Here is a 21086-nt window from a genome sequence, read left to right as displayed (position 1 = left end):
CGTTGCCCCACATCTTTAGCCTCTCCTTAAAAGGCCATCATTTGTAACCAATGATGGCCTTTCATCCAATTGTCACAATCGGTTCATAGAGTAGTCACATGGCCTGAAGATACTGGCCCCCGATTCATCTAACCCCGTTTGCTAGGAGTAAGGCATGAAACTGAAGCGTGTGATGGCGGCCCTGACTTTTGTTGCCGCTGGCGTTGCGACTGCCAATGCGGTTGCCGCTGGTGTTGACCCGGCTATTCAGCCCTACGTGAAGACCACCGGTGTGTCGGGGAACCTGTCCAGCGTTGGTTCCGATACCCTGGCGAACCTGATGACCCTGTGGGCTGAGGCTTACAAAAAAGAATACCCGAACGTGAACATCCAGATTCAGGCTGCCGGTTCTTCGACCGCACCGCCTGCGATCACTGAAGGCACCGCTAACCTGGGCCCGATGAGCCGCAAGATGAAGGACAACGAACTGGCTGCCTTCGAGCAGAAGTTCGGCTACAAGCCGACCGCTATTCCGGTCGCTGTTGATGCCCTGGCGGTATTTGTTCACAAGGACAACCCGATCAAGCACCTGACCATGGAACAGGTTGACGCGATTTTCTCGTCGACCCGTTTGTGCGGCGCCAAAGCTGACGTAAAAACCTGGGGCGACCTGGGTGTGACTGGCGACCTGGCGAACAAGCCGGTTCAGCTGTTTGGTCGTAACTCGGTATCCGGCACTTATGGCTACTTCAAAGAAGAAGCCCTGTGCAAAGGCGACTACAAGCCAAACGTGAACGAACAACCGGGCTCGGCCTCGGTGGTGCAGTCCATCAGCAGCTCCTTGAACGGCGTGGGTTACTCGGGCATCGGTTACAAAACCGCCAGCGTGAAGACCGTGCCTCTGGCTAAAAAGGGCAGCACCGAGTTTATTGAAGACAGCGAAGAAAACGCACTGAACGGCAAATACCCGCTGTCGCGTTTCCTCTACGTGTACGTGAACAAGGCGCCGAACAAGCCGCTGAACCCGCTGGAAGCCGAGTTCATCAAGCTGGTTCTGTCCAAGCAAGGCCAGGAAGTGGTCGTGAAAGACGGCTACATCCCGCTGCCGGCCAAAGTCGCTGCCAAAGCATTGGCTGACCTGGGCTTGAAAGAAGGCGCATAAACAAGAGCTCTGTAGTCGCTGACGAAGGCTGCGATAAGGTCCGAAGGGCCTTCAAAAACGGGTCTGCTACGCAGCCATCGCAGCCTGCGGCAGCGACTACAGGCGTTCCTGATTCACCTCATTTCCACTCCGCTGCCAGCACCATTGGGCGGCGGATTTTCTGCGTCACTGCTTTGTCATCTTTCTGTCATACAGGACCGCTAGGGTGTGCGCATGAATGATCTGGCCAATTCCCCAATGACTACGACATCCGCTCCCAAGCGCATTGATTTCAATACGCCCGAACTCAAGCGCAAGCGCCGCATCCGTGCGCTTAAAGATCACCTGACCCGCTGGTATGTATTTATCGGCGGTCTTGCCGTTCTCGGCGCAATCACCCTGATTTTCTTCTTCCTCGGCTATGTGGTGTTCCCGCTGTTTCAGGGTGCAGACCTGAACGCCAGGCAGGCACTGACGCCGGTGTGGATGCAGGATGCCGGCAAGCCGCTGATGCTCTCCGTTGAGGAGCAGAATCAGGTCGGCATGCGTGTATCCGACAAGGGCCTGGTGCTGTTCTTCAGCGCGAAGACCGGCGATGAGCTGTCGAGGGTTAACTTGCCGTTGCCTGCGGGCACGCAAGTGACGTCGATCGGTGAAGACCAGCCGGGTAATCCGGTGGTGGTACTGGGCTTGTCCAGCGGTCAGGCACTGGTGTTCCGTCATAGCTACAGAGTCACCTACCCGGACAACAAAAAGACCATCACCCCGGCCATTGAATATCCGTATGGCGAAACGCCAATTACGCTCGACCCCCAAGGCCGTGCGCTGGATCACGTGAACCTCAGCGTTAACGATTCGACGCTGGTGCTGGCGGGTTCGAGCGGTGCGCAGTTGAACGTGCTGTCGATGGCCCGCGAAGAAAACATGATGACCGGCGAGGTCACGAATTCCGAGACCCGCATCGACCTCCCGCAAATGACCGAGCAGGTCAAGGCGCTGTACGTCGACCCGCGTCAACAGTGGCTGTATGTGGTCAACGGCAGGGCGCAAGCCGATGTATTCAGTCTGCGCGACAAGAGCCTTAACGGGCGCTACAAGCTAGCGGACGATGCAACGACCGAGATCACGGCCAGTACCCAGTTGGTGGGGGGCATCTCGATGATCTTCGGCGACTCCAAAGGTGGACTGAGCCAATGGTTCATGGCGCGCGACCCGGATGGCGAGCAACGCTTCAAGCACATCCGCAGCTTCCAGATGGGCACCTCGCCGATTGTCGAGATCACGGCTGAACAACGTCGCAAAGGCTTCCTGGCCCTGGACGCTGCCGGTGAGATCGGCGTGTTCCACAGCACGGCGCATCGCACTCTGCTGGTCGAAAAAATTGCTGAAGGCCCCGGTATCATGGCGTTGTCGCCACGTGCCAACCGCATCATCGTGGAAGAGGGCGGCAAGCTGCTGCCACTGGCCCTGAAAAACCCGCACCCGGAAGTGTCCTGGAGCGCGTTGTGGAGCAAGGTCTGGTACGAGAACTACGACGAGCCTAAATACGTGTGGCAATCGACGGCTGCCAACACTGACTTCGAACCGAAGATGAGCCTTGCGCCATTGACCTTCGGTACGTTGAAGGCGGCGTTCTACGCCATGTTACTGGCCGCACCGCTGGCTGTAGCTGCTGCGATCTACACCGCTTACTTCATGGCTCCGAGCCTGCGCCGCAAGGTCAAGCCGGTGATCGAGCTGATGGAAGCGATGCCCACGGTGATCCTGGGTTTCTTCGCCGGTCTGTTCCTGGCGCCTTATGTAGAGGGCCATTTGCCGGGGATTTTCAGCCTGCTGATGCTGATGCCAATCGGCATTCTGGTGGCCGGCTTTACCTGGAGCCGCTTGCCTGAGTCGATCCGCCTGCGGGTGCCGGACGGCTGGGAAAGCATGATCCTGATCCCGGTGATTCTGTTTGTGGGCTGGCTGTCGCTGTACATGAGCCCGTATATGGAAGCCTGGTTCTTCGGCGGTGACATGCGCCTGTGGATCTCCCACGACCTGGGCATCACTTACGACCAGCGCAACGCTCTGGTGGTGGGTCTGGCGATGGGCTTCGCAGTTATCCCCAACATCTACTCGATCGCCGAAGACGCCGTATTCAGCGTGCCGCGCGGCCTGACCCTGGGCTCGCTGGCGCTGGGTGCCACGCCGTGGCAGACCATGACCCGCGTCGTCATCCTGACTGCCAGCCCGGGGATCTTCTCGGCGCTGATGATCGGCATGGGCCGTGCGGTAGGCGAGACCATGATTGTGTTGATGGCCACCGGCAACACCCCGGTCATGGAAATGAACCTGTTCGAAGGCTTGCGCACATTGGCGGCAAACGTGGCGGTGGAGATGCCGGAGTCGGAAGTGGGTGGCAGTCATTACCGCGTGCTGTTCCTCTCGGCGCTGGTGCTGCTGCTGTTCACCTTTGTCATGAACACCGTTGCCGAGCTGATTCGTCAGCGTCTGCGCAAGAAATATTCGTCGCTTTAAGGAAGGTAGAAGTCTGTGAAACAGAACTCCCTCAAAGGTTGGTTCAAGAGCGGCGCTCCCGGGGTCTGGATCAGCGGTGGTGCGGTTTCCATCGCGGTCATCATGACCATCGGCTTGCTGTCGGTCATCGCGGTACGTGGTCTGGGTCATTTCTGGCCTGCGGACCTGGTGCACGCGCAGTACAACGTGCCGGGTGATGCCAATCACGTGCTGGTCGGCGAAGTGGTGCAAAAGGAAGAAGTGCCTCGCGAACGGCTGAAAAGCGCCGGTCTGCCAGTGCCGGATCAAGGCCCTGAATTCATGACGCGCGAGCTGATCAAGGTCGGCAACCGTGACCTGAACGGCAACGACTTCACATGGGTGGTCGGCGAGTGGCTGACCAACCAGAGTAAGCCGCCGGAGTTGATGGCCATCGAGCGCCGCGAGTGGGGCAACTTTTACGGTTACCTGGTCAATGTGAAGGAAAACGGCAAGGTGGTCGCCGAAGGTGCGGCGGCCTGGCCAGAGCTGCAAAGCCGTGTCAAGCGGATCAACGAGCTGGCGGCGCAACTCAGCCAGCTGGAAAAGAAAGACATCGGCGCGATCAACTACGGGCTGGAGCGTATCCGCCTGCATGGTCGCAAGCTGGAACTGGACGGCAAGCTCACGCCTCAAGCGCAAGCGGACATGGAGTCCGAACGTGCCGAGCTGAACGCCCGTTACAAGGCCATCGAGGAGCGGTTGGGTGACTTGCATGCCCAGTTCAACCGCGACAGCCTCACGGCCCGCGACGCCAATGGTAAAGAGCTGGAAATCAGCATCGGCAAGGTAGTAAAGGCTTACCAGCCGAACGCGATGAACAGCTGGCAGAAGCTGGGGATGTATTTCAGCAACATATGGGAGTTCCTCAGCCAGGACCCGCGTGAAGCCAACACCGAAGGCGGGATCTTCCCGGCGATTTTCGGCACCGTGATGATGACCTTGATCATGGCCGTGATCGTGACGCCGTTCGGTGTGCTGGCGGCGGTGTATCTGCGTGAATATGCCAAGCAAAACACCCTGACCCGGGTGATCCGCATCGCGGTCAACAACCTGGCAGGGGTCCCGGCCATTGTGTACGGCGTGTTTGGTCTGGGTTTCTTTGTGTATGTACTGGGCGGTTCGGTTGACCGGTTGTTCTTCGCTGAAGCATTGCCTGCGCCGACCTTCGGTACGCCGGGTCTGATGTGGGCTTCGCTGACCCTGGCACTGCTGGCGGTACCGGTGGTGATCGTGGCCACTGAAGAAGGGCTGGCGCGTATTCCACGCACCGTTCGCGAAGGATCGCTGGCGCTGGGTGCCACCAAATCCGAAACCTTGTGGAAGATCGTGTTGCCGATGGCCAGCCCGGCCATGATGACCGGCATGATCCTCGCCGTGGCCCGTGCGGCCGGTGAAGTGGCGCCGCTGATGCTGGTGGGCGTGGTCAAGCTGGCGCCGTCGCTGCCGCTGGACGGCAACTACCCGTACCTGCACCTTGACCAGAAGATCATGCACCTGGGCTTCCATATTTATGACGTGGGCTTCCAGAGCCCCAACGTCGAAGCCGCCCGCCCGCTGGTGTACGCCACCGCGCTGCTGCTGGTACTGGTGATCGCAACGCTTAACCTGTCGGCGGTGTGGATCCGTAACCACCTGCGCGAGAAGTACAAGGCGCTGGAAAGCTGATTGATACACGTAAGGGTCATGTGGGAGCTGGCTTGCCAGCGATGGTATCGCGACGGTTCATATGTACACCGCGTTGTCCGGATCGCCGGCAAGCCGGCTCCCACAATAATCATGTAAACCTCTGGCCCTGATAAGCGGCCAGAGGTAAGCGAAATGAATTTTTAGCGTATGGAGCAACCCATGCAGCATGAATCCCCTACCCACGGCATCAACATGTCAGCCCTGGGTCGCAGCAAGCAGAGCCTGAACCTGGCTGACGAAGCCGTCGCCATTGAAGTGCCGGGCCTGAATCTTTACTACGGTGAAAAACAGGCGCTGTTCGACGTCAGCCTGAACATCCCCAAGCAACGGGTGACGGCGTTTATCGGCCCGTCGGGCTGCGGCAAGTCCACGCTGCTGCGCACCTTCAACCGGATGAACGATCTGGTGGACGGTTGCCGTGTCGAAGGCGAGATCAACCTGTACGGCAATAACATTTACCGCAAGGGCGAGGATGTGGCCGAGCTGCGTCGCCGCGTCGGCATGGTGTTCCAGAAGCCCAACCCGTTCCCCAAGACCATCTATGAAAACGTGGTCTACGGCCTGCGGATCCAGGGCATCAATAAAAAACGCGTACTCGACGAAGCGGTTGAGTGGGCGCTCAAGGGCGCGGCGCTGTGGGACGAGGTCAAGGACCGTCTGCACGAGTCGGCGCTGGGTTTGTCCGGCGGTCAGCAACAGCGTTTGGTGATTGCCCGTACCATCGCAGTGGAACCTGAAGTCCTGCTGCTCGATGAGCCGTGCTCGGCACTCGACCCGATCTCGACCCTCAAAGTCGAAGAGCTGATCTACGAGCTCAAGTCCAAGTTCACCATCGTGATCGTGACCCACAACATGCAGCAGGCCGCCCGGGTTTCGGACTACACCGCGTTCATGTACATGGGCAAGATGGTTGAGTACGGTGACACCGACACCTTGTTCACCAACCCGGCCAAGAAACAGACCGAAGACTACATCACGGGCCGGTATGGCTAGTTTGCGCTGCGGTAAGGCAGCTCGACGACACGACACATTTGGCTAGCCGCTTCTAGCGTGCGGCTCACAGCTTCTGCGGAGCAAAACATGATTTCAAAGGATGGCCTCACCCATCACATTTCCGCGCAGTTCAATGCGGAACTCGAAGACGTACGCAGTCACTTGCTGGCGATGGGCGGCCTGGTCGAGAAACAGGTCAATGATGCCGTCACGGCGTTGATCGAAGCCGACTCGGGCCTGGCGCAGCAGGTGCGCGAGATTGACGATCAGATCAATCAGATGGAGCGCAATATCGACGAAGAATGCCTGCGCATTCTGGCCCGTCGTCAGCCGGCCGCATCTGATCTGCGCTTGATCATCAGTATCTCCAAGTCAGTGATCGACCTGGAACGCATCGGTGACGAAGCGACCAAGATCGCTCGCCGTGCCATTCAGCTGTGCGAAGAAGGCGAGGCACCGCGTGGTTATGTCGAGGTGCGGCATATTGGCGATCAGGTGCGCAACATGGTGCGCGATGCGCTGGACGCGTTTGCCCGCTTCGATGCCGACCTTGCTCTGTCGGTCGCCCAGTACGACAAAATCATCGACCGCGAGTACAAGACCGCACTGCGTGAGTTGGCCACTTACATGATGGAAGACCCGCGTTCGATCTCGCGAGTGCTGAGCATCATCTGGGTCCTGCGTTCGCTGGAGCGTATTGGCGATCACGCGCGCAATATCTCCGAGCTGGTGATTTATCTGGTGCGCGGCACCGACGTGCGGCACATGGGCCTCAAGCGTATGCGCGAAGAAGTTGAAGGCATCGGCGCTGATAACGCTAATGTTGTGCAGTCGCCTGACGATAAATAAGATTGCCCGAGATAAAAAAACGCCCGGCCAAGAGCCGGGCGTTTTGCTTTTCGGCATTTATATTCCAGGCGCTTTGCCAACGATAATGCCGCCGGGATAGCCCTCGATCGTGGCGCATGGCCATTATTGCGCGCATGATTGTCAGGATTTTAAAGGAGCAGCTGATGAGCAAGGCCCGTGTGCTGGTGGTGGATGACGCGTCGTTTATTCGCGATCTGGTTAAAAACTGCCTGCGTAACTATTTTCCGGGCATCAGGATCGAAGACGCCGTCAACGGCCGAAAAGCCCAGGCCTTGTTGACCCGCGAGACTTTCGATCTGGTGCTGTGCGACTGGGAAATGCCGGAGATGTCCGGTCTGGAGCTGCTGACCTGGTGCCGCGAACAGGACCCCCTGAGAACACTGCCGTTCATCATGGTCACCAGCCGGGGTGACAAGGAGAACGTGATCCAGGCGATTCAGGCCGGGGTGTCAGACTTCGTCAGCAAGCCCTTTACCAACGAGCAATTGCTGTCCAAGGTGAAGAAGGCTTTTGCCAGGGCAGGTTTGCTGGATGCCGCGATGAGCAGTACGCCTGCCCGATTGGGCAGCGCCCTGGGCAATGATTCGCTGAATGCATTGACCGGTGGCAAGGCTCAGGTGGTCTCGCCGGCTCCCGTAGCGCGTCCGGTGGCGGCGGCACCAAAGCCTGCGGTTCAGACCCCGACAGGCCGGGGTCAAGGGCAACTGCGCCTGGCCAGTGGTACACAGGCGTGCGTGATCAAGGCGCTGAGCCTTAAGGAGGCGCTGCTGGTGGTGCGACGGGGTGAAGTGCTGCCACAGGTATTGGCCAGCGCAGTGCTGGACCTGGAGCAGGGCGAGAACGCCGAGGTTGCGCGTCTGAACGGGTATCTGCATGCCATCGTGGCTTACGAGCCCAGGCCAGACAGTGACTGGTTGCAACTGACATTCCGCTTTGTCGATCAGGATGCCGAAAAGATGAACTACCTCTCGCGCCTGATCGCCCACGGCACCGCTCAGAAGCACTTTGTGCCGGGTGCGTAAGATGAACCGTGCACATCCTGTAGGAGCAAGCTCGCTCCTACAGGGGGGGAATCAGTCCAGATAGGCCAGTTGCCAGGTCTCGCGGTCGATCATGACCAGTTGCACGCTGTTGATCCGGGTGTTGGCCGGTTTGCCGTTGACGGCCACCGATGTTTCGATCCGGTAAATGCCCTGCGGTGCACGTTCATCAAGGGTGATGGTGAAGGTGTTTTCGTAGCCGCCACTTCCGCCTTTGGTATTCGCGACCTTGCTACCTTCTTTCAGCGGCTTGGTTTCGTTGGGGGCAAACAAGCGGATATCTTCTTTGATTTCACTGACCGGCTGCGCCGAACCGCTGATCGCAACGATGTTTGAAACCACGGTAATCGGTTGGCCGCGTTTGATGGTCATGCCCGGTTGAATGCTGGTTTCGTAGCTGACAAGTTCTGGTTGGGCGGGCTGCTTTTTACCCGCGGTTTTATATTGTTTTTCTACTTCTTCGGCGGTTTTGGTTTGTACCGATTTGGCATTGATTGCAAAGCACGCCGCCATGCCTGCCACGCTACCAATCAATATTCCTGCCCCCTTATCGTTGCCCCCGCTGACAGCAGCGCCTGCGGCCGCACCGGCGGCAATCGCCAAGCCACATTTCATCCAGTCGCCCCCGCTCCAGCTAGTCGGGTTCAGGCTGGCTGAGTCGATATTGGCGCAGCCTTGCAAGCCAAGTACCGAAGCCAGGCCTAAGGCCAAGAAGCGTTTATCCAAAGAGTGGGAGGGCAATTTCATCAGTAACTTCCAAGTAAGAGAGGGGGGAGCTCACGGACCCTGATTATTCTATTCGGGTTCGGTTCAGTGCTTCTTTAAGTTGTTGTTCGGCCTGGCGAATGATGCTGCGTGCCCGGGCGTTGTTCGAGTCCATGCCCAGGACGACCTTGGCTACGGCGATTGCAGACTGGTATTCCCCGGCATTGAGCGCATTCTGGGCTTGTTGCAAGGAGGCATTTACCGCCCTGGAGGCTTGTTGTAGCTGTTGCTCACGTATCTGGCGGTCAGCCGCTTCCTGACGTTGGCGATCGAGGGCAGCCTGTTCGCGTTGGGCATTGTCTTGGCGGGCAGCTTCGTCCGCCTGAATTTTAAGCTGTTGTTGTTTTTGCTCTGCCTCCAGCTTTTGTTGCTGGCGCTCCTGGGCAGCTTGAGCGCGCTGCAGAAGACTCAAGGCCCGAGGCTCGTTGCGATCCTGTTTCAAGGCCAGCCCGGCGTTGTCCAGCGCGCAAGCAAAGTTATGCGTGTCAAAGCAGGTTTGACCTGCTTGCAAATAGGCATCGAACTGTTGATGGTCCGGGCCAGCCGTTATCTTCACTGCGATGTAACCAGCACCCACCAGAACCAGCGCGCCGATAAGGATTTTCATGACCGGTTTTTTAGCTTGGGGAGCAGGTGCAGGCGATGCTGACGGCGGGGGCGCCGCGGGTGGCTCAGGCGGTGAGGCAGGCTGGTCCGCAGGCCGCTGAACACGGGCCGGTACGATTGGCGCTTCAGCCGTGGGCGCAATGGGTTGCACCGGTGGCTCAGGTGCCGGTGGTGGCTTTACCGCCGCTGGCGCCTGCGTAAGCGAGACGCCGCAGAACGGACAGTGTTTCACGGGGCCGCAGAGCCCCTGCCCGCAGGCGCTGTTGGCGCATGTGGTGGGGAATGCAGAGGCTGACGACACGGACATAATCTTCTCGTTTAGATCAAGGCGCCGGCGGCGGAGCCGGGGCAGTCAGAGGTGGGCCTCCCACGGCTGGCGCGAACAGCTGCGCCAGCTCCAGGATTTGCCCGGCCGTCATCCAGGCAGCCATGCCTTCACGCCACAGCAGACTGTCGCGAGTGATTTGTCCGGACTGTACGTACTGCTGCAATTGCTGGGTGTTATAGGGACCGTAATTGGTGCCGCTGACACTCAGGTGGTAGCTGTGTTGCGGTGCAGCGCCCGGAGGCGGTGGTGCGCCGTTACCTGCCGCGCCGGGCGGCGGCGGGGCAATGCCTGCTGCCGGGGCGGCGTCGGTTTGTTTGAACAGGTTTTCAAGCCAGCCTTCTTTGAAGAACTCTTTGCACGTCGTGAGTTTTTCGCCGTGATTGACATCTACTTCTTCGTGGTAGACGTCTGCCAGCGAGCCTTCGACGCGATGGCCCCATTGGCCCATGAGGTGCTCGGCAGTTTCGACCAGTTTTTTCGCATCACCGGGCGCCTGACGGTTCAATCGAGCCAGGTACTCGTTTTTCAACAGCTCGGCGATTTTGGACGGGAATGCTGCGAAATTGCGGGACACACCTTTTTCGTCAGTGCGTTTTTGCGCCTTGTAGGCGTTGGTGCTCAAGTCTTCAAACAAGACGACCAGTGCAGCCACTTGCGCGTTATCCAGGCGCAACGATTTGTCTTTGACCTGAGCGGTAATGTCAGTGCGATGAATGCTGTTGAAGCCGCTTTGACGGATGGAGAACTCATCACCAATGGTGAAGTTGTCCTTGGCGATCAGGAATTCGTACAGGCCGTTGTTCAAACGCTCCAGGATGCCCAACGCAATGGCGTGCAGGAAGAGTTTGAAGTCCTCGGCAAACTGGCGGTATTGCTCTTGGTTGAACTGGATGGGCTGCACGAATTGGCTGATGCGCTTGTGTACATGCAGCGGAATGATCGCGCTTTCTTTGCGATAGCTGGCCAGGTACGTCGACAGCTGGGTCAATGCCGGGATCGGGAAGCCGCTTAATTCGGTGTAGCAAATCAGCTTGCCGGGCATACCAGACTCTACAAACTGGATTTGGCTGGCGGTCATGCCTGTGCCTTGCGGCAGACACTGAGCCAGCAGGGCGCCATAGGTACGGCTGAACTCACTGGCGTTTTGCACGCCAATCAGACAGGTGTAAAGGTCTTTGTGGATCTCGAAATCACCATTGAGGTTCAGTGGCACCCACGGCATGGCCCGTTGCAGCAGCAGACGGAATTTCTCTCGTTGCTCATCGGGGGTCAGCGCCGCCAATGCGGTCGTCAGCGGGTCCACGCCCGGTGAGTTCTTCGGCAACTGTTGCACGGCTTTATTACGTAGTTTGAGCAGCAGTTCTTCCTGGCCTTCCAGGGTCTGCAGCTTGCCAAACAGGGTTTTGGAACCGCCAAAATCCTTAAAGGCATCTTTGGCCCACTCGCGCACTTGCTGGCTGTCGACTGACTGTTCGTCGTCGTTCTTCACCAGTGTCAGCGGGATCAATGTGGCGTGCTGAGTGTGAATGCTGGCCTTGATCTTGGCGATGTTGGCGTCGATGCCCTTGAGCAGGTGATCGACAGCGTTGCGTCCATCTTGCAGGCGGCCGACAAAACCATTCCAGAGCGGCCGGCCGTTGTTGTCCACCGACTCCTTGCGACCCAGCCAGTCAGAGATGTCACGCAACAGTTGCGCCGCCTCGCGGGCGGCCACCGAGCGCACATAGAACAACAGGCTGTCACGCAGGGTGTCTTTGACCTGGCTGATCACGGTATCGGCTTGTTTCTCTTTACCGCTAAGGCGCGCGAGCAGCCCTTTACCTGTGGTTTCTTTCAGGCGTTCGAATTCTCGTGCCAGCTCTGATGATTCGAGCTTCTCAGACAGCTCCTTGAAGCGGCCGGAGTTTTTTTCCAGAGCGGGGATGATGCCGCTGCTTTCGTTTTCGAGGCGATCTTTGATCATTTCGACCAGCGCCAGGGTGTAATCCAATCCCCCACGTTCGTCATCGTCGAGGCGGCGGAACAGCTTCTCCGGCAAGTTGTCTTCGCGCGTCCACTGGGCAAAACGCTTCTGTCGATTTTCTTTGATGCGCACCTCATGGTTGCGCTCTGCGCTGTCGATGGAGCTGCCTTTAGTGTCGCGTTCCAGTTGCTGTTGAATTTCGCGAACCAGGGTCAACCATTGATCTTTGTCGGCGCCGCCATTTTGCAGGCGCTCAAACAGCACTTCGACTTTTTGCTCGATTTGCGCAATGACACTGTTGTCACCTTCAACTTGGAGCAGGTCATCGGCAATCTGGTAATGAGTGAACTCACCCGTGGCCTGGGTCAACTCAACGCGGGACAGAAACTGGGGCAGGTCAGTGAAGGTGCGTGCCGTGATGGTCAGTTGTTCCTTGAGAAACTCGTCGCGTTCTTTGTCGGTCGGACGATTGCCGGTGACCTCGGCATTGGCCACGCCAAAGAACGCTTTGAGCATGTGTTGCACTTGCTGGTTGAGGCGTACGTTCTGGCGCGCATCGATCTGGGTGTCGAGCACCGCCTGACCGACTGAGGAGTACGCGCGAGGGAAGCGAAGTTTGGTCTCGCTGCCGTAGTCCTGAGGCAGGCTGACGTCAAAGCTGCGGATCTTGAACTGGTTCTGGTTGACCGCCACTGAGCGCTTTTTGTTGGCGAAGTCTTGGGAGGTGAAGTCGGTAAACAACACATCGGAGACCATCTCGTAGATGTCTTCCTGGTTTTCGGTGCGGGCTTGCGCAACGTTGCCATTGTCGATGATGAACACATCATCGTAAGGGCGGGTGTCGATAAACAGGTTATCGGTGGCGTCCCAGTGCTTGAGCAGAGGATTGCCGCGCATGCAGGTTTCAAGCTCCATCAGGGCCGCGTAGCCGTTTGCCTGTACACGCTCTGTGTTGAAGGCATTGAAGCCGCCTGGCAAGACGAAAAACAGATCAACCTTGCCTGAGATGTTGTTTTCTTTGAGGATCGCTTTGGCCAGATAACCCATGTCCAGGAACGATCCGGAGCCTGTGCCGCCGGCTGCTGAACCGGTGATGACGATGCGAATCTTGCCTGGATCGATTTCCAGTCCTAGTTTTTTGAGCTTGTCGGCCTGAGTCCCGATGTTGTTGAGCAAACGTGCGACTTTGTCGCGTAGTTTGTCGCGAATGGTGGGGTATTTGTCGAAGAAATACAGACGGGACAAGGCCCGGATCTGCCCTGCGCCCTTGGACGGGTCAATCCCCAGGGATTTGATTTTGTCAGGGGTCAGGGGGAACCATTCCGCCACTTCGCGATGCCGATTGAGCTCATCAATGGAGTGCGTGTATTTGCTCAGGTGCAAAGGCTCGATTATTTTTTCTTCGGAGGTGAACGCCACTTGTTCGGCGAGCACATCAGTTTTGACTGACTTGCCATCCTGCGTCACTTCGCCGGAATCGAGGTCGAAGTTGATGAACTGCACCAACGGGAAATCCGAAATGTGCTGTACCTGATTGTTGCCTCCCCAGATGGCATTGAGGATGCGCCGGCGCAGGCGAATGTTGACCTTCATGCCGGTGCCGCCCAGGGCGATAAACAAGGTGGGGTGGATTTTTTCACTGACCAGTGGGGTTACCGGGCCGGAAGGTTGTGCACTCTTGTCCATCTAAAACTCCATGAGCCCTTTGGGGCTAACCGATGATCTCGGTGTATTGATCCACACAATCAGATACAGCAGGGCCAATGGGAGGGGAGTGCCATTGGCGGGAAGGTTTAGCGTTTGGCCGAGAATGTCATTAGCCAAGCCACCAGGGAGATGGCGGCGACACCACCCAATGGTGCGATGTACAGCGGCGCAAGGAACTGTCCCGAGTTGAGCACGGCGAGAACGGCCATGATGGCAATCATTAACAGACCCAAAAACAGGAACCAGCCTGAGGCATTGGCCCTGCTTGGCGCCACACGCTCACGCACGCGCCAGTTGGCATAGGCGTTTTTGATCACGAAAAACAAGATGGCCAGTACCACCAGCACGGCTACCCCAATCAGGGCGTCACGGCTGTCGACTTTCTTCGCCCCCAAGTCCAGGCCCAGCGTTTGTGGCGCGCCCAGGGTGGTCGTGGTAGCGGGCGTCGGCGCAAGGCTCTCGCTTTCAATCGGTGCTGGCAATGCGCTGGTCTGTGCCATGTTTAAAACTTCCTTGCTATGCGTGTGGGGTTACTTGAGGCGGACGGCGGTATCGGGTTCGATGTTTTCCAGGCGTGCGCTAAATAGGCCGCGCTTGAGCGTCGCGATCTTGTTTTGTTGTGAGTCATACACGTTGGCGCTACTAAAGGGTTTTAGCGGATAGGTCTGGGGCACGCCTTCGACGATGACGGTGAGGGTTTTTTTGCCCGCAATCAGCAGGGCGGCCAGCACGGCACCGATCAAAAGTAGAACAAACAGACCGAGCAGTATTAGTACCGGGCCGAGCGGATAGCTGATTTGCAGTACCACCGGCAGCCGTGTTTCGGAGGTCGTAGCTTCTGCAGACGGGATAAACACGTCCGGCAGGGCGTCGCCGGGGAACAGCTCGTTCATGCGCGCAATGAATGTCTGAGATATGCGCAACTGCTGCTCGCTGAGGGTGATGTTAATACTGCCGGCGCGCTGATAGCCGCTGGAGAAAATCACGTCGCTCGACCATTGTGAAGGCAGGGGCGGCAGTTGCAGGCTGATCTTTAGCTCATCGGAGCGGGCACCGGGCTCAAGGTCTTTGAGGCGGTCCAGTGAGATATTCGAGTTCAGGGCTTCACCCGGCATATCCAGAGTCATGTCGATCTTGGCGTCATGGATCTGGTACGGGTTGAACTGATTTTCGAAATTGCCCAGCAGCACGGCGGTTTTTGGCGAACTGTCGACGTTGATATTGAGGATGACTGTTTGTTGGTCGGGGGCCAGTTCGGCACTCACGTCCTGGGTGTCTTGAACGCCGGTGGGTATAAAGCGCACGGCAGCTTGAGTCAGTGGCTTGAGCCGCACACGATCATCGTTGAGCAGGCTGGCAAGCGCAGGTTGGTTAAGCACCTGCTCCAGGGCAACACTGGCTTTTTGACCGTAAGCCAGGGCGTAGATCATCAACCCGTTGGCTTCGTAGTTTGGCCCCTTGACCTGCATTTTTTGCGGGAAGGCGGCTATCCGGGTAATTGCGGTTTCGTTGTGCAATAAATCGTAAAACTCGCGATTTTTAGTCTGGGTTTCGGTGCTGTTATTCGGACTGTTTTTGTTGTTGGTGATGATCCAGATGATGCCTTCACGACCTTCCAGCGCGGTGGTGATTGAAGCCAGCAAAGCTTCTTTAAAGTCGGTGTCTGCATAGGCACCGCTGGCTTTGCGTTCCAGCTTCAGGCCATTGATGTAGGTGGGCATCGAAGCGTGGTTGGCCGGGCCGCGGTAGATCCACTCGGGCGAGGGGTGCTGGTTATCAGCCTGGTTGAAACCGCCTATAACCACTTGCGAGCCGCCGGCGGCTGTACTCACCAGTTGCGTGATCAGAGGTTTGAACGATGAAGCCGGGTCGCTGTAGAAAGGCTCCATCCAGCCAGAGTTTTGTACCAGGAATACTTGGCGAAGGGGTTCTGCGCTGGCCATGCTGCTGGCGAGCGTCAGGATGATCATCAGGCATTGGCGCAGCCGCACGGTCAAGCATTCCATCGGTAAAGCGCTCCGCATGAATCGATATACAGCCACATTGCGTTATCAAAAAAGAACCACTGGGCATTCCAGGGTTCGCTGGCTCGCGCCCTGATCGAGAATTGCTGATCGCCGATTTGCTCGAAGCAATAATCGACGTCCATTGGCTGACGGTTCTCGAAAAAGGCTTCCAGCGTGCTGGACTGTTTGACCCGCAGAGAGAGCAAACGCTTTTGTGTGGTGAATTCGATAAAGGGGTACACCACGTCACGGGTGGTAGGCTCGATGTTTTCGTCATGTTCGCCCCAAGGCAGCTCGAGCCGAATATTGTATTTAAAGCTCAAATGACCTGTGCTCAGGCGATAGCCCTTGATGGGCATCGGCAGGTCGGTAGCGCCCGGATCCAATTGCAGATAACGCTGGCCGTCGGTCTCGAAGATCAACTGCCACAGGCCTCTGCCGTCCAGGAACGGTGGCCCTTGCTCGGGCTTGGCGGTGGCATTGTTGGGCCATCGATGCCATTGAGCTTTGAGTTCGCTGCCTTGAGTCAGGCTGAGGTAGCCGTGTTCGCCAATCCACAGCAGGCGGCGGGAGGCGGCATCGAGAATGGGCGCTGATAGCCGGGTCATGCGCTCAAGGTCGGCGTCTCCAACCGGGCAGCGATGCCAACCGTAGAGGCTGGCCGGATAGACAATAAATACGTGCCCGCTTTTAAGCTGAGGCAAATACGAACAGCCTTCCAGCATACCCGGCCCGCCCAGCGGCCCGCCGTCGTCGCGCAAGGTCTGGTAGCGCAGCGTCAGGGGGTCAACAGTAACTAACGTGGCGCCGCTATCGCTAGAGAGCAGCAGGTGCTGAGCGTTTTCTTCTTGGTGGAGGCTGACCGACCAGGCCCAATTTTCGAGACGTGAGCGGCCAATGGGCTCGCCTGTGGGCAGCAGTTCAAGCCATTTGCCTGAACCTCTTTGCCACAGAAACAAGCTGCCTTCGCGGCTTAGCGCATAGAGTGCTTCTCGATGTCCGCCGAGGTTGGCGACCAGGAAATTCAGGCCATTTTTGCGCGGCAGCTCAATGATCTGTTTACGGCTATTCAAGTCACCCTGGCGCGTGTCGAGCAACTGAGCGTACAAGCGCGAACTTATGTCTTCTGCGGCGTTCAGTTTGCTGCGTTCATTGATGACGCGAGACCCACTGCCATCGCCATAAGGTGGCAGCCAGCGGCGGGCAGGTTGGTACACGACCTTGGACAGCGTTTTTCCGGAGGTTGGGCAGACGCTGAAAGCAGGGGGCAAATAGTTGCCTGGTGCACCATCGGGAACTGGAGATGCTCCTACGAGGAAATCCAGGTCCACAAGTTCCGCAGCAGGTTTTCTGCCAGCAACAGTGTTGAGGGAGAAAGTGCCGTCGCACGATTGCAGCCACTCTTGATTACCGAGCTGCCACACGTAGGTACGGTCGTTATTAACTATCTCCATATATTCCTGTTGCTTCCTGCGACTAGTCCATGCGAGTGCCTGCAATGGGCGGGAGGGCGACTAGCACTTCTCTAAGGGGTGGTGTTTCTTGAACGAAGGCGTGGCCAGTTTTTATCAGGTCTAACCGTATCGCGGAATAGTGGCAGAATGATATGGGTTGTCAACCATACGTTGGTCAGCTTAAGGCAGTTGCAACCCGCCCGACGCTTTATGAATAGCCCGCAAGTGTTCGCCAATCTGTTTGACGTTGGCTTCGGTAGCCGCAATTTCTGCAGCCCGGGCAGGTTCAAGCAGCTTGCGCACTTCCTGGTCCAGGTCAGTGGTCAGGCGCAGTAGTTGCTGCTGGCGCTGGCTGCTTTCGGATTCGAGCATTTCCCACTCCCTGGCTTGCGGCAGGCCATAACCACTGCTGCCGAGCAACTCGGCCGGACGGCTGAGGAAGCCGCTGCTGGCGAGAATTTCCTGCAGGGTTTTATTGGCTTTATCCATGCCGCCATCCTTGAGCCCGCGCGCGCCCAGGTACTTTTGCTTGACCTCGTCCTGGGCCAGCAGCAGTTGCCGACGAAAGCTGGCTTGCTCAAGCAATAGCAGTGCTGCACTTGAGCGCAGATCAGCCTGTTCGATCCAGGGTCGGCGTTCGTCGGCGTTCAGGGCCAGCCAGTCTTCGACTGTGGTCTGTTTGATCGGCATACGGCTTTTGAGCACGTCGAACATCGCCTGATAGCGGTCGCGGTAGGAGTCAAACCGGTAGCCCAGGCGCAGGGCCTCTTTCGGATCATCCAGCACGCTGGTCTCGGCCAGCCCGCGCGCCTTGAGCACTTCAAGCAGGCCATTGGGCACGATGCTGTCCAGGCCCTTGAGCTGGCTATTGTCGCTACCGCTGCGCAGCAGTTTCAGGGTTTCCACCGCGCAGTTGTTGGAAATGAAGTAATAGTTGCCGTCGTAGCTCCAGTGCATCTCGGCTGCGTGCTCAACCACTTCTTCGATTTCAGGGCGGCTCAACTTGAGCGGCACCGAGGCCAGGCTGCGCAGTTCGGTCTTGGTGTATTCGTCGATGACCTGGGCCAGTGGCAATACAAACAGCCGTGACGGGTAGGCGCCGGTCAGGCCGTCCCAGCTTGAAAGCTGTACGTCATTGACGAATGCCCGGTAGGACAGGACCAGGTGTTCTTGCAGGTCGAGCCGGCAGTCGGGACCGCGCGGGCGGCCGGGGGCGCAGATCACCAGGCGCAGCATGCTGTGGCCCCAGCGGCTGGCCCACTCCTGGTTGGCTTCGGCCAGCAGGTAGTCGACGGCGTAGACCCGCTCCGGGTCGACGGTGCCCAGGGGCTGTTTGGCAAAGTCGTTGCCGGCATTGAGGAAGGCGAAGCCTTTGGGGCATTCGTCCGTGGCCGTGGGGGCCCAGCCGAAATGTTCCTTGTAGTAGCGATAGAGCGCCGGGCGACGGCAGGCGTAGGCCGGATCCAGGAGGAAGTACTCCATGTTGACCGCCACGAACTCTTTGGGGTTGGTGACTTCGTAAAGGTCCGGGCTGCGTACGATCTGGTGGTTGTCTTGTTCGCGTTCGCCACGGCGCCCGACATATTGCTGCCAGCCGGCCAGGTCGAGCAGTCGCGGGTCATCACTGAGGGTAAAGCGGCGTTCGGTCTGGCCGCGGCATTGATCGGGCAGACCAATGATCCCGGAGCTGCTGCTTTGCCGGGCGCAGCGCTGGATCAGGCTGCGCTCTGCGGCGGGCCAGAGGCGGGCGCGGTCGTAGATGTGCGTCAGTTCGTGCAACACGGTCGCGAGCATTTCCCGGCGCACGGTGCCGTGGGGGCGGTTGGTCTGCTGGGTCGCTGCCGAGCCATCGGTCAGCGCGGTCAGCAGATTGCGATTGAGGTCCAGTTCTGACACCAGCGACGCCTGGCCGTAGGCGTTGCTTGGCATGTTATCGGTCCAGCCCACCAGTATCTGCCGATCCAGTTGCTCGATAAAACGCGGTGGCAAGCTCTGCATGGCTTCGTCCAGCAGAGCCTGGCTAGCCTGTTGTTCGGCCGGGCTCAGGCCTTCGGTCTTGAGTTGCAGATGCAAGGCGGCCTGGGCGCTGCTGGTAAGCAGCAGGCCACAAACGGCGAGCCAGCGCGTTAGCCGGCTCACAGTGCGAGGATGGCTTCGGCAAGGACCTGGTCGCTGGCATTGCGTGCTTCGGGTACACGGTCGCGCAGGGTGTTGAAGGCAGATTCAAGCTGCACACCGCGGATGTCACCCTGACTGGCAACGAAGGTGGCTGCGTCGTCATGTGCCTGGCGCACAACTTTGGAGTCGCGGATTGAGGTGGTGGTGTCCGACGTGAAGTCGATGGTTCGGCCAAAAGCGCGGACGATGATGTTACTGGTCTGTACAACGGTCTGAGCCTGCGCCACATCGGCGAGCAGCAACAGACCCAGGGTGGCGACAATTAAAGGGCTACGCATGAAATATCTCCAGAAGACACGGGTGTTTATTGGACGAGAATTGCCTCTGCCAGTTCAAGGTCACTGACACTCAATTCTGGCTGATGGTGGCGCAGATAGCGCAAGGCAGATTCCAGCTGCGCGCCTCGCAGTTGGCCGTCACTGGCAATAAAGACGCCAGCATCATCCTGGGCGGCACGTATAAGTTTGTGATCAAAAGGCGCGGACGTCACTTTACTGGTGACGTAGCCACTGAGCACCACATTCTGCGTGGTCAGGTCAAAGGCATGGGCGGTGTGTGTCCAGCAGAGTACAAGCAGAGCTAAAGAGGAAAAACGCATGGGTCTCGAGGCTGTTTGAATGAGGCCCAAGGCTAGCGTAATGGCCGGGGTAGAGCCAGCGTGAGGCGGGGTTTGTAGTCGCTGGCGAAGGCTGCGATAAGGACCGCAGGGCCTTGGTTCTTTATTCAAGGCAGGGCGCGCTGCGCAATCTATCGCAGCGTGAGGCAGCGACTACAAGGTTTCTGCTGGCTTAGATGGTCAGGATGGCCTGAGCCAGTTGGGCATCGGTTGCTTGCAACTGCGGTGCTTGCTGGCGGATGGCTTCGAATGCGCTTTCGAGTTTTACGCCACGAATGGTTCCTTCGCTGGCAACAAAGCTGGCAGCGTCGTCACGGGCGGCACGGACGATTTTATTGTCGCGGAATGAGCCGGTGGCATCGGATGTCAGGTCGGACGTGGCTTTGAGGGCGTTAACCAGAGCATCTGTGGTGACGATAAAGCTGGAGGCATTGGCGCTTGCAGCAAGGGTCAGCAAGGCGGTGGCGCTAAGCAGGCGAAAAGTGGACATGGTGATACTCCAGAACATGAGCTTATTAAAATAGACGTTTATGGCTCGAATAGTAGGCGCAGGCGTGTGCAGAGCAAAGGTCGTTTTACTTATTTGAGCAAGCCAAGTGCTCTGGGTCAGGCAATAGAGCAACTGTACTGGTATTAATTTTGGTTTTATTAAATTGTACCTGTTGGCATCGTCGTGCTCTAAACCAGGTGCCGGAAACGACAAAACCCGTCAGCGGTGACCCGCGACGGGTTTTGGTTTTTCAATTCTGGGTGCTGGCAGTGGACCGGTGGTCAGGGCCAGCGAGCGCTCATTAGCGCCAGAACGGCTTGCTCAGCTCTTCGTAACGCTGTGCTTCGCTAATCCCGGCATCAGCCAGAAGACGCGAGTCCAGGCGAGCCAGTTGATGGCGGCTGGAGATACGGCGCTGCCACAACATCAGGTTGGCAAGAACGCGCAAAGGCATGGAAGCCTGGGTGTTTACAGTGTTGCTTTCGCTGAACAGATCGGAACTGAGTGTACGTTCCATGACGGCATCCTTCCGCTTGTGGCGGCATTGGCTAGTGGTTTAACTGATGCCAATGATCCTCTTCCATGTCTAGATGCAGTAGATACAGTTCAGCTGTATTGCGATGGGCCAGTTAACTGTTTATGGGGGCTGTACGGCCAGAAAAGAGCACAACTGTACCTGTCTGCACTGTAGTGGTGCGAAATTGGCGTTTTCGGCACAGACAA

At 57.9% G+C, this 21086-nt stretch carries 17 protein-coding genes; 6 read left to right on the top strand and 11 right to left on the bottom strand.

The genetic code is table 11. The features are described 5' to 3' along the window. Positions 1-154: 154 nt before the first annotated feature. The 6 genes from AOC04_RS19910 to AOC04_RS19885 all read left to right on the top strand — a co-directional run bounded on the left by AOC04_RS19910 (position 155) and on the right by AOC04_RS19885 (position 8232). The gene (locus AOC04_RS19910; RefSeq protein WP_060696296.1) at positions 155-1141 is read left to right on the top strand and encodes a phosphate ABC transporter substrate-binding protein PstS; all 987 of its coding nucleotides are present in this window, start codon (positions 155-157) and stop codon (positions 1139-1141) included. Positions 1142-1606: 465 nt separating this feature from the next. After that, on the top strand, positions 1607-3640 hold the full coding sequence (locus AOC04_RS19905; RefSeq protein ID WP_171970624.1) for an ABC transporter permease subunit: 2034 nt from the start codon (positions 1607-1609) through the stop codon (positions 3638-3640). Between the two features lie 15 nt (positions 3641-3655). Further along, positions 3656-5326: a phosphate ABC transporter permease PstA gene (gene pstA, locus AOC04_RS19900; RefSeq protein ID WP_060696294.1), complete on the top strand. Its 1671-nt coding sequence runs from the start codon at positions 3656-3658 to the stop codon at positions 5324-5326. A gap of 180 nt (positions 5327-5506) precedes the next feature. Further along, a complete protein-coding gene (gene pstB / locus AOC04_RS19895; RefSeq protein WP_060696293.1) occupies positions 5507-6340 on the top strand; it encodes a phosphate ABC transporter ATP-binding protein PstB in 834 nt (277 codons plus the stop codon). Positions 6341-6427: 87 nt separating this feature from the next. Then, positions 6428-7189 (top strand): phosphate signaling complex protein PhoU, encoded by a 762-nt coding sequence (gene phoU / locus AOC04_RS19890; protein ID WP_060696292.1) that lies wholly within the window; start codon positions 6428-6430, stop codon positions 7187-7189. A gap of 164 nt (positions 7190-7353) precedes the next feature. Further along, positions 7354-8232: a response regulator gene (locus AOC04_RS19885; RefSeq protein WP_060696291.1), complete on the top strand. Its 879-nt coding sequence runs from the start codon at positions 7354-7356 to the stop codon at positions 8230-8232. Between the two features lie 51 nt (positions 8233-8283). Here the strand turns inward: AOC04_RS19885 and AOC04_RS19880 are convergent, their stop codons facing one another. The 11 genes from AOC04_RS19880 to AOC04_RS19830 form a co-directional block, all read right to left on the bottom strand. Continuing rightward, complete coding sequence (locus AOC04_RS19880; RefSeq protein ID WP_060696290.1) at positions 8284-8997, bottom strand: hypothetical protein; 714 nt, start codon at positions 8995-8997, stop codon at positions 8284-8286. Between the two features lie 43 nt (positions 8998-9040). Beyond that, a complete protein-coding gene (locus AOC04_RS19875; RefSeq protein WP_060696289.1) occupies positions 9041-9622 on the bottom strand; it encodes an HlyD family secretion protein in 582 nt (193 codons plus the stop codon). A gap of 322 nt (positions 9623-9944) precedes the next feature. Then, positions 9945-13598 carry a tubulin-like doman-containing protein gene (locus tag AOC04_RS19870; RefSeq protein WP_060696288.1) on the bottom strand — a complete coding sequence of 1218 codons (3654 nt, stop codon included), beginning with the start codon at positions 13596-13598 and terminating at the stop codon, positions 9945-9947. Positions 13599-13705: 107 nt separating this feature from the next. Continuing rightward, positions 13706-14119: a hypothetical protein gene (locus tag AOC04_RS19865; protein ID WP_060696287.1), complete on the bottom strand. Its 414-nt coding sequence runs from the start codon at positions 14117-14119 to the stop codon at positions 13706-13708. A gap of 30 nt (positions 14120-14149) precedes the next feature. After that, on the bottom strand, positions 14150-15625 hold the full coding sequence (locus AOC04_RS19860) for a hypothetical protein (RefSeq protein ID WP_060696286.1): 1476 nt from the start codon (positions 15623-15625) through the stop codon (positions 14150-14152). After that, entirely contained in the window at positions 15613-16842 is a 1230-nt protein-coding gene (locus tag AOC04_RS19855) for a hypothetical protein (RefSeq protein ID WP_125878551.1), read from the bottom strand. The genes AOC04_RS19860 and AOC04_RS19855 overlap by 13 nt, the downstream gene beginning before the upstream one ends. Positions 16843-17259: 417 nt before the next feature. Beyond that, positions 17260-19218 (bottom strand): DUF7844 domain-containing protein, encoded by a 1959-nt coding sequence (locus tag AOC04_RS19850; protein WP_060696284.1) that lies wholly within the window; start codon positions 19216-19218, stop codon positions 17260-17262. Further along, positions 19215-19535: a DUF2388 domain-containing protein gene (locus AOC04_RS19845; protein ID WP_060696283.1), complete on the bottom strand. Its 321-nt coding sequence runs from the start codon at positions 19533-19535 to the stop codon at positions 19215-19217. Before AOC04_RS19845 ends, AOC04_RS19850 begins: the two co-directional genes overlap by 4 nt. Positions 19536-19561: 26 nt before the next feature. Further along, the gene (locus tag AOC04_RS23645) at positions 19562-19855 is read right to left on the bottom strand and encodes a DUF2388 domain-containing protein (RefSeq protein ID WP_073509866.1); all 294 of its coding nucleotides are present in this window, start codon (positions 19853-19855) and stop codon (positions 19562-19564) included. Between the two features lie 190 nt (positions 19856-20045). Then, the gene (locus tag AOC04_RS19835) at positions 20046-20363 is read right to left on the bottom strand and encodes a DUF2388 domain-containing protein (RefSeq protein WP_060696281.1); all 318 of its coding nucleotides are present in this window, start codon (positions 20361-20363) and stop codon (positions 20046-20048) included. A 301-nt stretch (positions 20364-20664) separates the two neighbouring features. Beyond that, positions 20665-20880 (bottom strand): DUF1127 domain-containing protein, encoded by a 216-nt coding sequence (locus AOC04_RS19830; RefSeq protein ID WP_060696280.1) that lies wholly within the window; start codon positions 20878-20880, stop codon positions 20665-20667. Positions 20881-21086 lie beyond the last annotated feature (206 nt).

Origin of the sequence: Pseudomonas versuta (genome assembly GCF_001294575.1) — a bacterium.
Lineage (GTDB): Bacteria > Pseudomonadota > Gammaproteobacteria > Pseudomonadales > Pseudomonadaceae > Aquipseudomonas > Aquipseudomonas versuta.
The sequence above is the reverse complement of the archived record's forward strand: the minus strand, read 5'-3'. Positions and strand labels throughout refer to the sequence as shown.